This window comes from Martelella limonii, from assembly GCF_013344475.1.
In the GTDB taxonomy this organism is placed as follows: Bacteria; Pseudomonadota; Alphaproteobacteria; order Rhizobiales; family Rhizobiaceae; genus Martelella; species Martelella limonii.
Window position 1 is genome coordinate 280989 of the sequence record NZ_JABUOU010000003.1, and the last position, 13495, is coordinate 294483.

The window sequence follows — 13495 nt, forward strand, 5'->3', positions numbered from 1 at the left end:
ACGTCATGAAAGGCACACCCATGTTCGATCCCCATTTTCTTTTCCTCGCCAAGGACGGCGCCACGGCCAGGCAGGAAGATGCAGCGCTCGGTGCCCTGCCCGAATGGGACCTGACGCATCTTTATCCGGGTGCTGCCTCGCCCGAGTTCCAGGGCGATTTCGACACGGCCGCCCGCAAGGCCCGCGCCTTTTCCGAGCGCTGGAAGGGTCAGCTTGCCGCAGCCTCGGAACAAACCGGCGATGACGGACTGGGCGCGGCCACCGAAACCTACGAGGAGATCGGCGATACGCTCGGCAGGCTCGGCTCCTATGCCGGCCTTTCCTATTATGCCAATGCCGCCGATCCGGCGCTGCGCAAGCTTTACGGCGACACATCGGCGCGCATCACCGAAATCTATGCAGACCTTCTGTTCTTCGAACTCGAACTGAACCGGCTTTCGGAAGAGGCCATCGAGAAGGCGCTTGCGGCAGACCCGCGCTTTGCCCGGTACAGGCCCTGGGTGCTGGATCTCCGAAAGGAGAAGCCGCACCAGCTCGATGACCGGCTGGAACAGCTGTTCATGGAAAAGTCCACCACCGGAAGCCAGGCCTTCAACCGGCTGTTCGACCAGACCATGGACCGGATGCGGTTTACCGTCGACGGCGAGGAGATGCCGCTCGAAAAGACGCTGAACCTCTTGTCCGACAACAAGGAACCGGTGCGCCGCAAGGCGGCGGAAGCGCTGGCGGCGACCTTCAAGGAAAACCTGCCGACCTTTTCGCTGATCATGAACACGGTTGCCAAGGACACCGAGATCAACAGCCGCTGGCATGCCTTCGAGGACATCGCCGACAGCCGCCACCTTTCCAACCGCGTCGAGCGCGAGGTGGTCGATGCGCTGAGCGAAGCCGTGCGCGACGCCTATCCCCGCCTTTCACACCGCTATTACGCGATGAAGGCGAAGTGGCTAGGCATGGACCAGATGAACTACTGGGACCGCAACGCGCCGCTGCCCGATACCGCCGACCGGCTGATTTCCTGGGACGAGGCCCGCGACACCGTTCTTTCCGCCTATGGCGGGTTTTCACCGGAGATGGGCAATATCGCCCGCCGCTTCTTCGATGAAAGCTGGATCGATGCTCCGATCCGGCCCGGCAAGCGCACCGGCGCCTTCGCGCACCCGACAGTGCCTTCCGCACACCCCTATGTGCTGGTCAACTATCTCGGCAAGCCGCGCGACGTGATGACGCTCGCCCATGAGCTGGGCCACGGCGTCCACCAGGTGCTGGCCGCCAAGCAGGGCGCGCTGATGTGCTCGACGCCGCTGACGCTTGCTGAAACCGCGTCTGTGTTCGGCGAGATGCTGACCTTCCGCGCGCTGCTTGCCAAGACCGAAGACCGGGCGACCCGCAAGGCCATGCTGGCCCAGAAGGTAGAAGACATGATCAACACGGTCGTGCGACAGATCGCCTTCTACCAGTTCGAGCGCAAGGTCCACAGCGCTCGCCGCGAGGGCGAACTGACGGAAGACCAGATCAACGACATGTGGATGTCGGTCCAGGGCGAGAGCCTCGGCCCCGCGATCAAGCTTGCCGATGGCTACGAGACCTATTGGAGCTATGTGCCCCATTTCATCCACTCGCCCTTCTATGTCTACGCCTATGCCTTCGGCGATTGCTTGGTGAACTCGCTCTATGCAGTCTACCAGAACGCCGAAAGCGGCTTCCAGGACAAGTATTTCGACATGCTGACCGCCGGCGGCACCAAGCATCATTCCGAGCTGCTGAAACCCTTCGGCCTGGATGCCTCCGACCCCGCCTTCTGGGGCCGCGGCCTGTCGATGATCGAAGGACTGATCGATGAACTCGAGGCGCTGGACTGAGAGGACAGCAGACGATGATCATCATCTCGCTCCATTATATCCGCCCGCTCGAAGAGGTCGAAAAGCACTTCGACGGGCATATCGCCTGGCTGAACCGTTATTACGAAAACGGCACCTTCGTTGCCTCCGGGCGCAAGGTGCCGCGCACCGGGGGCGTCATCATCGCCCGCGGCACGCTTTCCGATATCGAGCAGATCTGCCGGGAGGACCCGTTCGTTTCGGAAGGGGTCGCCGAGTTTGCGGCGACGGAGGTGAACTTCTCCCGCACACTCCCATCCCTCGAAGGGTTGAAGGATGGCGACTGACGCTCTGAGGCTCAAACCCTACGGGCGGGCCTACAAGCCGTTTTCGGTCGGCCTGACGGCGCTTCAGCCTAAACGCTGGCTGGAGCCCGGCGCCGACCTCGAACGCTATCTCGCCGAAAAAGATGCTCTGCTGGAGGCGGATCGGGACGGCGTTTTTCGCGCCGGCGACGACAGCCTTGCCGCAGGCCGCGAGGCGCTTGCCATGATCAGCGCGCATCTTGCCGCAGATCACCAACACCTTTACCGCCGCGACGGCAACGTGATGCGCTTCCTCGACAGGTCGGTGCGGCTCGACGACCCCGACACGCCCGCGCTTCTGGCGGCGGGCATGATGATCGAGGACGATCTCGCCATCCTGACAAACCAGGGCGGCCACTGGCATCTGTCGGCCGGCTTCATCGCCTTTCCCTCGTCCTGGTCGCTTGCCGAAAAGGCCGGGCGGCCGATGCATGAGGTCCATGCCGATGTGCCGGGCTTCAGCGAGGGCACCCGCAACGCCATGCTGGTTGCCCGCATCTTCGACAATCTCAAGCCTGGCCTGCCGGCCGAGCGTTTCAACTGGTCGTTCAAGGGGAAGGATGCGCTGGCAATGCCGGTCTCCAAACATCTTCCCGAAGACCCGTTCCGGCCGCAGCGCCCGATCGCTTCCAATTTCGTCCGGGTGGAGCGGCAGACGCTGACGCGGCTGCCTGAAACCGGTGGCATATTGTTTACCATCCGGATCTATTCCGATCCGGTAACCGCCATCGAGAGCCACCCTGAAAGTCGAGCGATTGCGACCGCAATGATCGCCCAGCTACAGGGACTTTCCGCGGACGAGCGGGCTTACAAGGGCATGCAGGATGCCGATATCGGTGCGCTGATTGCCTGGCTCGACACTCTTTTGCACTGATACGTCTGGAGTTGCGGCCACAAATCCGCTTTACTTGACCGTGTTGGTGTGATCTCGCTTCCCGCAAGGAACAATTATCGCCGCGTCACAATTTCACAGTAGACAGTGCGACAAGGCGCCCGCCGGATTAACAAGAAGGACATGGAAATGCAGCAGGAATTCCCGATCCACGCCGAAATCACAGGCCCCATCGTCATGATGGGCTTCGGGTCCATCGGCCGCGGCGCTTTGCCGCTGATCGAAAGGCATTTCCGTTTCGACAAGTCGCGGATGGTGATCATCGACCCGAATGATGCCCACGCCCATCTCGCCGCCAATCATGGCGTGCGCTTCATCCACGCTGCGGTGACCAAGGACAATTACGAGGAATTGCTGGAGCCCCTTCTGACCGAAGGCGAGGGCCAGGGTTTCTGCGTCAACCTTTCGGTCGACACCTCCTCGCTCGATCTGATGAAGCTCTGCCGCTCGCTCGGCGTGCTCTATATCGACACCGTGATCGAGCCCTGGCTCGGCTTCTATTTCGACAGCAATAACGGCAATGCCGAGCGCACCAATTATGCGCTGCGTGAAACCGTGCGCAAGGAAAAGCGCAAGAACCCGGGCGGCACAACCGCCGTTTCCTGCTGCGGCGCAAATCCCGGCATGGTGTCCTGGTTCGTCAAGCAGGCGCTGGTCAATGTCGCGCGCGATACCGGCGTCGAATTCGAGGAACCGGCAGCCGACGACCGCGAGGGCTGGGCGGCGCTGATGAAGGACGCTGGCGTGAAGGGCATCCATATCGCCGAACGCGACACCCAGCGCTCCAAGTTCCTGCGTCCGCAGAACGTGTTCTGGAACACCTGGTCCGTCGAAGGCTTCGTCGCCGAAGGCATGCAGCCGGCCGAACTCGGCTGGGGCACCCATGAGAAGTGGATGCCGAAAAACGCCAAGCGCCACAAGAAGGGCTGCAAGGCCGCGATCTATCTGGAGCAGCCGGGCGCCAATACCCGCGTCAGAAGCTGGTGCCCGACGCCCGGCGCGCAGTACGGCTTTCTGGTGACCCACAACGAGTCGATCTCGATTGCCGACTTCTTCACCGTGCGCAACGACAAGGACAAGGTCACCTACCGCCCGACCTGCCACTATGCCTACCACCCGGCCGACGTTGCCGTCTTGTCGCTCGATGAAATGTTCGGCAATGGCGGCACGCCGCAGAGGGAAAGCCTGGTGCTGGAAGAAGCCGATATCCTGACCGGCATCGATGAACTGGGCGTATTGCTCTACGGCCACGACAAGAATGCCTACTGGTATGGCTCGCGGCTTTCGATGGAAGAGACCCGCAATCTGGTGCCCTACCAGAATGCGACCGCGCTTCAGGTGACCTCCGCCGTGCTTGCCGGCATGGTCTGGGCGCTCGAAAATCCGCATGAAGGCATCGTCGAGGCCGACGAGATGGACTATCGCCGCTGCCTCGAAATCCAGATGCCCTATCTCGGCCCGGTCGAGGGTCACTACACCGACTGGACGCCGCTCACCGGCCGCCAGACCTTCTTCGAGGAAAAGAAGGACGAGCGGGACCCGTGGCAGTTCAAGAACATTCTGGTGCAGATGTAAGCCATCCGGGCCAAGCGCGCCGCGACCTTTCGTCAAGGACCGGTGCGCAGCCTGCCGGATGTCTTACGACGCTGTGCAAACAAAAAGGGCGGGCGCCGTGCGGCGCCTGCCCTTTTTGTTGACGAAGCTGTCATTCAATTCTGTGTCATCCTCGTGCTTGACACGAGGATCCAGGCAGCATGCTCATCGTTCGCAGCAAGGCTTAAGAAAGTCACTCGCTTCGAGCCGCCTGGATGCTCGGATCAAGTCCGAGCATGGCCCCTGTGGGTGAGCTTGGCGCGCCCAAAAAATTCTGAAGCTCTGGCTTTGTCAGTAGCCTGAGGCAGGCACCGTGCGGCGCCTGCCCTTTTCTGTTTGATGCGGATCGGCCGAGGATCAGGCCTTCTGCGCCTTGGCGCGATCAATCGCTTCGACGATCAGCTTCTTGGCCTCGTCAACGCCGTGCCACCCGAAGATCTTGACCCACTTGCCGGGCTCCAGATCCTTGTAGTGCTCGAAGAAGTGTTCGATCTGCTTCAGCTGGATTTCCGGAATGTCGGTGTAGTCTTCGACCTTGTCGAACCGGGCGCTGAGATCGCGGGAGGGAACGGCGATGATCTTTTCGTCCTTGCCGGAATTGTCTTCCATCATCATCACGCCGATCGGGCGGACATTGATGACGCAGCCGGGCATCAGCGGGCGGAAATTGCAGATCAGCACGTCGATCGGATCGCCGTCGTCGGAGAGCGTGTGCGGTACGAAGCCATAATTGCCGGGATACATCATCGGCGTATAGAGGAAGCGATCGACGACGAGGACACCGGCCTCCTTGTCCATCTCATACTTGATCGGCTGGCCGCCGAGGGGAACTTCGACGATAACATTGATATCGTCAGGCGGGTTCTTGCCGATCGAGATCGCTTCAATACGCATGGGAGGCCTCCAGAAAAGGGAAAATTTCGCGTCTTGGATAGCCAAAATGCCCCGATAAAGCAACCGCGCCATCGCAGGTGCAATATACGGAATATGAGATATTCGGACCGCGTCACTCCCAGACGTGGGAAACCTTGCCGAACAGCTTGCCGCCATGCTCTTCCTCGGCAAAGGCAAAGGGCTTGCCGCCGAGCGCGGTGAAGAAGGTTGCGGCCTGATCGAGCGCATCGTAGCTCCAGCAGATCGTGCCCTTGCAGCCGAGCGAGGCGAGCAGCCGGCGCGCTTCGCCAAACAGCACCCGGCCAAATCCAAGGCCCTGATATTCCGGCAGGAGATAGATCTCGTAGATTTCGCCTTCGTGGGGCAAGGCCTTCACCCGGTTCAATCCGACGCTGGCATAGCCGACCGGCTTCCCCTGGACTTCCAGCACCAGCAGCGTTTCTTCGCCGGCGATCGCGCGTTTCCACCAGGCGATGTTGCGGCGGGAAAGAAGTTCGTGAAGCGCCTGATGCGGCAGGATGCCGGCATAGGCATGCTGCCAGGCGCGCCAATATACATTTGCGATCTTTTCGGCGTCGGCCGCTTCCGCTGGCCGGACGTCGCTGGACAATATCCTCATCGTCTCCAACCGTCCTGCGGTAAAAAAGCAAGGATACGACAAACTGCGGGCATTGCCCATCAAAATTAAGTTATTGCCCCAGCGCAGCGCCATCGCCCGCCTTCGCACTGCGGCGCAGAAAGGACGACAGCGTCTGTTCGACGAGATGCGCGGGCATGGTCGGGTCGTTGAATTCGGCTGTGATTTCGAGCACTTCGCTTGCCTCCCGCAAGCCCGTAACCGCTGGCCCAGCCGCGCCGCCAAGTCTTGCCATGTCCTTGGCGGTGGTCACGAGCGTGAGGCCGGCGCCATCGGCGAGCAGCGACCGGGCGATCGCCTCCGTGATCGGCTGATGGTCGGCGAGCGGAATGCTGCGGACGACATCCGCACCAAGCGCCTTCAGGGTCGCGAAGAACTTCTCCGGGTCGCCGATGCCGGCATAGGCCAGCACCGAAGCACCGGCGAGCGTATGCGTCTCTGCAACGGGCACCTGCCGGAGCGCGACGACCGGCAATCCGGCATCTGCAGCAAGCATGCGCACCGCCCTGGCTCCAGCGCCCTCGCCGTTCAGGAGCACCGCATCCACCTTCGGCAGCTGCTTTGCAAGCGGCGCGCGGAGCGGGCCTGCGGGGAGGCAGTAACCATTGCCGAAACCGCGCCTGGCATCGACCACGGCAACGGCAAAGTCCGGACGCAGGCGGCCGCTCTGCAAGCCATCATCCATGATGATGAAATCGACGCCGGCCTCATCCAGCAGCGCTGCGGCATCCACCCGCGCCGGCGAGACGGCGACAGGGGCAAGCCGCGACAGCATCAGCGCCTCGTCGCCCACATCGCGGAATGTGTGGCGTTGGGGATCGACCATCACCGCTGCATCAACCTTGCCGCCATAGCCCCTGAGCAGAAAGCCCGGGCGCCTGCCCATGGCAAGAGCAGCCCTTGCAAGCGCCTCCGCCACCGGCGTCTTGCCTGTCCCGCCGACGGTAAAATTGCCGACGCAGATCACCGGCACTGCCAAGCGCGCGCCATCGGCCCGCTCCATCCGTCGCCCGGCGACCGCACCGTAAAGCCATGAGACCGGCCACAGAATGAAGCTTGCGGGATGACCGCGCTTCCACCAGAAATCCAGGGCTTTACTGCTCATGTCGGGCGCGGCCCTCTGCGGGTGCGTTGAAGGTGTGGGCGGCAAGACCGGCACGACCCCGTCAAGGGCGGGCCCCGAAATGCGGCAAGCATCTATAGCGCCTACGCTTTACCGCATCGCGGACGAAAACAAAATGCGCCGTCGAAGAGAATTGGATGTCGCGGCCGGGAGCAAGGCTAACGCAGCGCCTTGCGCAGGTTCTGCTCGGGCAGTCGCTCCGACTTTACCGTCCTGCCCTGCTTTTCCGTGACCTCGCGCGGACGCGCGCAGAAGCGGGCCTCGAGGATCAGCGGCGCCAGATAGCGCTCCAGCCCCTTCATGGTGCGGACAAGCGCACCGCGCATGTCGCGCACGCCGGCATAGCCCGCCTCGATCATCTGTGCGCGCGACTTGTCATCGCTGAGCAGCAGATCGACCGATTGCAGCAGCGCTTCCGGGCCGTCCACCGTGCGCACGGCACCCTTCTGGCGGAGCTGGCGATAGGTATCGCGGAAATTGTCGACATGCTGGCCGGTGAGGATGGCAGCGCCCAGCATGGCCGGTTCCAGCGGGTTCTGCCCGCCGCGCGCGGTCATCGACCGCCCGACAAAGGCGATCTCGGTGAGGCGCAGGTAAAGCCCCATTTCGCCGATCGTGTCGCCCAGATAGATGTCTGTCTGCTCATCGGGCAGTTCGCCGAGGGAGCGCCGCTTGACCGAAAGGCCCTTGGCGGCAAACAGGCCGGCGAGCACATCGGCGCGGTCGGGATGGCGCGGCACGATGATGGTCAGGAGGTCGGCATGCCTGGCCTTGAGCGCGGCATGGACGTCGGCGGCATATTTTTCCTCGCCGTCGAAAGTCGAGATCGCAGCCCAGACAGCCCGCTCGCCAATCGCGGCCGCCAACGTCCTGAGCGCGTCATCATCGGCGGGCGGGGCCGTTCGGTCGACCTTGAGATTGCCGGCGACCGACACATGCATCGCGCCGAGATCGGCAAAGCGCTCGGAATCGAGATCGGTTTGCGCCATCACCAGCGAGAAGCGCGAGAACAGTGTGCGCGCCAGATCGCGCCGCTTGAGCCAGCGGGCGAACGAGCGGTCGGAGATACGTCCGTTGACGATGATCTGCGCGATCTTGCGCCTGGAGAGTTCAGCGATCGTGACGGGCCAGACTTCCGTTTCGACGTTGATGGCAAGGTCGGGACGCCAGTGATCGAGAAAACGCGTGACCGCCGGCACCACATCGAGCGGCACGTATTGATGGATCACCGTGTCGCTAAAGCGCTCTTCGACAAGGCGCGCCGACGTGACCGTGCCGGTTGTCAGAAGGATGTTGATTCCGAAATTGCGGATGTTCTGGATCAGCGATGCGACGGCCAGGGTCTCACCAACGCTTGCTGCATGGATCCAGACCAGCGGGCCTGCGGGCCGCTCACGCGACGTCCGTCCGAAACGCTCGTCGATGCGGGCCTTGTCTTCCTTGCCGCGCCGGGCGCGGCGGGCAAGCAGCGGGCGCAGCAGCGGATAGCCAAGCGTGCCGCCCAGGCGGTAGGCATTGCTGGCCAGCCAGATTGAAATGCCAGATCTCATTCCCTTGTCCGTACCCCGTCCTTGTGAATCGGATCCGCGGTCGCACCCACCACCTTTGCGCGAATGATCCCATGTCACAATTGTAACATCAAGCATCTATGTGAAACATATGCAAAAATTTGCTTACGCTTCACGTCGGGACGTCTGCAGGCAAACGGATTTTCTCTTATGGAATTAGGATTCTCGTCTGCTCAATAATAAAGCACACGCTAAGATTTTATCCACAGTCTTGCCTGCGAAGCGGCTCACGCCTCGGGATCGAGGAGCCGGTGCAGGTGGACGATGAAGTAACGCATATGGGCGTTGTCGACGGTCTGCTGGGCCTTGGATTTCCAGGCTTTATGGGCCGTCGCATAATCGGGAAAGATACCGACGATATCGAGCGCATCGAGATCGGAGAAGCGCACGCCCTTCAAGCTTTCCAGCTCGCCGCCGAAGACCAGATGAAGGAGTTGCTTGTTCTCTACCGTATCAGCCATTTCTCATCTCTCTTTTTCCGTGCCCCCCGCCTGTCGGTTTTCCGGGTTTGGCCGTTAATGTCAAGCCATGGGCGGACCGACGAATTCTTCCATCAGCGCGGAGACCAGCCCATGATGTCCCGCAAACAGGGTACCATGTTTGAGCTCGCGCCGGTTATAGGTCAGGGCCTTTCCGCTCTCATCCACGAGCGCGCCGCCGGCTGATGCCAATATGACATCGGCGGCGGCCAGATCCCAGTCATGGGAGTTAGGCCTCACAAGTGTGGCATCAAGACGACCGTCGGCAACAAGCGCGAGCCGGTAGGCGAGCGAGGGAATATGGGCAGCCTTGTTGATGCGCGCGCGCATCGGCGGGCTGAAGCCGTCCAGCATCACGGCGGGCAGGCAGAGTTCCAGCGACCCGGCGTCGCCTGTATTTGCCGAAACCGTGATCGGCGCGCCGTTTCTGAGCGCTGGTCCGCCAATGGCGCCAGTGAAGACCTCTTCGAGCGCCGGCGCCACGAGAACGCCCGCGAGCGGCCTTCCGGCGCTGACCACGGCGACGCTGACCATCCAGTTCTTCTTGCCCTTCAGGAAACCGCGCGTGCCGTCGATCGGATCGACAACGAAGGTGCGTTCGGCGTCCATGCGGGCGAAATCATCGCCGCTTTCCTCCGAAAGCCAGCCATAATCGGGCCTTGCCTTGCGCAAGATCGCCTCAAGGCAGGCATTGGCCGCGAAGTCGGCGGCGCTGACCGGCGACTGACCTGCATTCTTCCACCACACTTCCGGGCTCTGCCCGAAATGGGAAAGCGCCACCGCCCCCGCCTCGCGGGCAGCCTCGGTGATCAGCGTGAGATCGTCGAGAACATCTTGTGCAGGCGGCGCGCTCATCAGGACCTCACGATCCGGCGAGGGTGACGCCCTCGACGAGAATGCTGGGCGTGGCGATCGAGTAGCGGCGATCGATGTCACTTGCCGGCGTCATGGCGAGGAACATGTCCTTCAGGTTGCCGGCGATCGTCATCTGCGACACCGGATAGGTGATCTCGCCGTTTTCGATCCAGTAGCCGCTGGCCCCGCGCGAATACTCGCCGGTGACCATGTCGACGCCGTGGCCGATGAGTTCGGTCACGTAGAGACCGGTTCCGATCTCCGTCATCAGCTCCTGCGGCGACTTCGCGCCCGGCTCGAGCACGAGATTGGTGCCGGAGGCGGCAACCGAATTGCCGGAGCGGGCGCCGCGGCCATTGGTTTCAAGGCCGAGTTCGCGGCCAAGCGCCGTCGACAGGAACCATTGCTGCAGGATGCCATCCTCGATCATCATCAGCCGATCGCTCGCGACACCCTCGCCATCGAAGGGTTGCGAGCCGGAGCCGCGACGGATGGTCGGATCGTCAATCAGATTGAGGCCCTTCTTCAGGACCTGCTTGCCGAGCCTGTCGCGCAGGAAACTGGTCTTGCGGGCAACAGACGAGCCGGTAATAGCGCCGGCGAGGCTGCCGACGAGGCTTGCGGCCATGCGCGGCTCGAAAAGGACGGCGGCGTTGCGCCGCGTTGCGACCTGCTTTGGGCCGAGCCGCGCCACGGTGCGCTCTCCCGCCGTGCGGCCGATTTCTTCCGGGCTTTCGAGATCGCTGTCATAGGTGCGCGCATCATAGTCGTGATCGCGCTGCATGGCGGCGCCCTCGCCCGCCACGACCGAAACCGAGACCGACGAATAGGAGCGGCGATAGCCGCCCGAGAAGCCGTCGGAGGTCACGAGCACGAAGCCGACCTCGCCGCGCGATGCGCCGGCGCCGGAGCTCTTGCTGACGCCCTTCACCTGAAGGGCTGCCTCTTCGGCGGCAAGCGCGCGCTCGGCAAGCGTTTCGGGAGAAGGGTCGGTGGCATCGTAAAGATCGAGATCGGGGAAATCGCGGGCGAGCCGGCCGGGTTCGGCAAGGCCCGCATAGGGGTCTTCGGGCGAAACCGCAGCCATGGCGAGCGCGCGTTCGACCAGCGTGTCGACGTCGCTGTCGTCATTGGTCGAGACGCTTGCAACCCGTGCGCCCTTGAACACGCGCAGCGAAAACCCGCGGTTTTCCGATGCCTTGGCATTCTCGCGTTTGCCGTCGCGCACCGAAACGCCGTTCGAAACGCCCTCGGAAACAACGACATCGGCTGCATCGGCACCCTTGCGTCGTGCGACATCGAGGATTTTCGACGCGGTATCGATCAGTTGTTCTGGAGATAATGACATGGCATTGGCCTTTCCTTGCGCTCTCATTTATTGTTCACTTCAACGCGCATCAAGTGCCGCCGCGCCGGCCCTCCCGTTTTCTTTCAGCCCAGGACGCTTTTATGGCAGCCACGCAGAGCCTTTTCACCGAAACCGTGTGGATGCTGGGAGCGGCGACCATTGCGGCACCGCTGTTCAAGAGGCTGGGGCTTGGCACGGTGCTTGGCTATCTGGCTGGCGGCGTGGTGATCGGCCCGTTGTTGCAGCGCATTTCCAATGGCGAAGAGGTGCTGCATGTCGCAGAACTCGGCATCGTCTTCCTGCTGTTCATGATCGGGCTGGAGCTGAAGCCTGCGCGGCTTTGGACCATGCGCAAGGATATTTTCGGGCTCGGTCTTGCCCAGGTTCTGCTGACCGGCGCCGCGCTGGTGCCGCTTGCAAAGCTCGGCGGCATCGGAGACTGGCCCGCCGCCGTGATCGCGGGTTTCGGCCTTGCGCTGTCGTCGACAGCCTTTGCGATGCAGATCCTCGATGACAATGGCGACGTCAACACCCGCTACGGCCAGCGCTCGTTCTCGATGCTGCTGTTTCAGGATATCGCGATCGTGCCGCTCCTGGTTCTCGTCAGCATTCTCGGCGGCGGGGCGGAAGAAGCCAGCACGCGGGACATCATGATGAGCGCCGGGATTGCTGCGGGCGTCGTTGCGCTGATGATCGCTGCCGGCCGCTACGTGCTGACGCCGGTGTTCCAGGTCATTGCCGCAACGGGCGCGCGCGAGGTCATGATCGTCGCCGCGCTGTTCCTGGTGATCGGAGCGGCGATGCTCATGCAGATGGTGGGCCTGTCGATGGCCATGGGCGCGTTTCTGGCGGGCGTGATGCTCGCCGAGTCCTCCTACCGCCACGAGCTCGAGGCCGATATCGAGCCGTTCCGCGGCGTGTTCCTGTCGATCTTCTTCATTGCCGTCGGCCTCTCGCTGGAACTGAAGGTCGTTTACGAGAACATCCTGCTGATCATCATCGCGGTCCCGGTGCTGATCATCGTCAAGGCCGCGGTCATCTACGGCCTCTGCCGGCTGACCGGATCGCCGCACGAGGACGCCGTTCGTATTGCAGCCCTGCTCCCACAGGGTGGCGAGTTCGGTTTCGTGATGTTCTCGACCGCTGCGGCTGCAGGCATCTTTTCCAACGCCACCGCCTCGCTGCTGATTGCGATCGTCACCATGTCGATGGTGGCAACGCCGCTCTGCGTCAAGCTTTCCGAGCGGCTTTACGCCAGGCGCGACACCCATGAGGAGCTCGACGAGGATTTCGAGGGCGCGGGGGCCGACGTGCTGATGATCGGATTTTCGCGTTTCGGCCAGATTGCCGCGCAGATCCTGCTGGCGAGCGGCCGCGAGGTGACGATCATCGACTTTTCCGCGGATCGTATCCGCCAGGCCTCCGCCTTCGGCTTCCACATCTATTTCGGCGACGGCACCCGCAAGGACGTGCTGATTGCGGCCGGCATCGAAAAGGCCAAGATCGTTGCAGTCTGCACCCAGAGGCGCGAGATCACCGACCGGGTTATCGACGTGGTGCAGGAAAATTTCCCCCGCGCCCACATCTATGCCCGCTCCTATGACCGCGGCCATACGCTGTCACTGCGCCAGCGCGGCGTGGAATACGAGCTCAGGGAAACGCTCGAATCCGGACTTGTATTCGGGCGGGAAACGCTCGTGGCACTCGGCACCAGCGAGGACGAGGCGATCGCGATCACGGACGACATCCGCAAGCGCGACGCGAAACGCCTGGAGATCCAGGCGGTGGAAGGCATCATGGCTGGCGCCGACATGCTCCACACCCGCCCCGTCAGCCCCGAACCGCTGATGCGCCCGAAGCGCAAGCATCTCGATCCAACGGTCAAGATCACCGGCAAGGACATGGCCTGACAGGCGTTTCG

Annotated in this window: 12 protein-coding genes; 5 read left to right on the forward strand and 7 right to left on the reverse strand. The window is 62.5% G+C overall.

Features of this window, described 5'->3' with window-relative positions:
* Positions 1-5: 5 nt before the first annotated feature.
* The 4 genes from HPQ62_RS09005 to HPQ62_RS09020 all read left to right on the forward strand — a co-directional run bounded on the left by HPQ62_RS09005 (position 6) and on the right by HPQ62_RS09020 (position 4652).
* The gene (locus tag HPQ62_RS09005; RefSeq protein ID WP_425312613.1) at positions 6-1862 is read left to right on the forward strand and encodes a M3 family oligoendopeptidase; all 1857 of its coding nucleotides are present in this window, start codon (positions 6-8) and stop codon (positions 1860-1862) included.
* 14 nt (positions 1863-1876) lie between these two features.
* Positions 1877-2167: a YciI family protein gene (locus HPQ62_RS09010; protein WP_174802210.1), complete on the forward strand. Its 291-nt coding sequence runs from the start codon at positions 1877-1879 to the stop codon at positions 2165-2167.
* Positions 2157-3059, forward strand: a complete 903-nt coding sequence (locus HPQ62_RS09015; protein WP_174802211.1) for a heme-dependent oxidative N-demethylase family protein — start codon at positions 2157-2159, stop codon at positions 3057-3059. The genes HPQ62_RS09010 and HPQ62_RS09015 overlap by 11 nt, the downstream gene beginning before the upstream one ends.
* Before the next feature lie 147 nt (positions 3060-3206).
* Complete coding sequence (locus HPQ62_RS09020; protein WP_174802212.1) at positions 3207-4652, forward strand: homospermidine synthase; 1446 nt, start codon at positions 3207-3209, stop codon at positions 4650-4652.
* A gap of 375 nt (positions 4653-5027) precedes the next feature.
* Here HPQ62_RS09020 and ppa read toward each other — a convergent pair whose 3' ends face one another.
* From ppa to HPQ62_RS09055, 7 genes are all read right to left on the reverse strand, one after another.
* Positions 5028-5564, reverse strand: a complete 537-nt coding sequence (gene ppa / locus HPQ62_RS09025; RefSeq protein WP_174802213.1) for an inorganic diphosphatase — start codon at positions 5562-5564, stop codon at positions 5028-5030.
* Between the two features lie 112 nt (positions 5565-5676).
* Positions 5677-6183 (reverse strand): GNAT family N-acetyltransferase, encoded by a 507-nt coding sequence (locus tag HPQ62_RS09030; RefSeq protein WP_174802214.1) that lies wholly within the window; start codon positions 6181-6183, stop codon positions 5677-5679.
* Between the two features lie 70 nt (positions 6184-6253).
* Positions 6254-7306 (reverse strand): tetraacyldisaccharide 4'-kinase, encoded by a 1053-nt coding sequence (gene lpxK, locus HPQ62_RS09035; protein WP_174802215.1) that lies wholly within the window; start codon positions 7304-7306, stop codon positions 6254-6256.
* Positions 7307-7482: 176 nt separating this feature from the next.
* A complete protein-coding gene (gene waaA / locus HPQ62_RS09040) occupies positions 7483-8874 on the reverse strand; it encodes a lipid IV(A) 3-deoxy-D-manno-octulosonic acid transferase (RefSeq protein ID WP_174802216.1) in 1392 nt (463 codons plus the stop codon).
* Between the two features lie 245 nt (positions 8875-9119).
* Entirely contained in the window at positions 9120-9353 is a 234-nt protein-coding gene (locus HPQ62_RS09045; RefSeq protein ID WP_174802217.1) for a DUF4170 domain-containing protein, read from the reverse strand.
* Positions 9354-9413: 60 nt separating this feature from the next.
* Positions 9414-10226 carry a 3'(2'),5'-bisphosphate nucleotidase CysQ gene (locus HPQ62_RS09050; protein ID WP_174802218.1) on the reverse strand — a complete coding sequence of 271 codons (813 nt, stop codon included), beginning with the start codon at positions 10224-10226 and terminating at the stop codon, positions 9414-9416.
* Between the two features lie 7 nt (positions 10227-10233).
* On the reverse strand, positions 10234-11574 hold the full coding sequence (locus HPQ62_RS09055) for a TldD/PmbA family protein (protein WP_174802219.1): 1341 nt from the start codon (positions 11572-11574) through the stop codon (positions 10234-10236).
* Positions 11575-11675: 101 nt separating this feature from the next.
* Between HPQ62_RS09055 and HPQ62_RS09060 the strand changes: the two genes are divergently transcribed.
* Positions 11676-13484, forward strand: coding sequence for a monovalent cation:proton antiporter-2 (CPA2) family protein (locus HPQ62_RS09060; protein ID WP_174802220.1), 1809 nt, complete (start codon positions 11676-11678; stop codon positions 13482-13484).
* Positions 13485-13495: the final 11 nt, after the last annotated feature.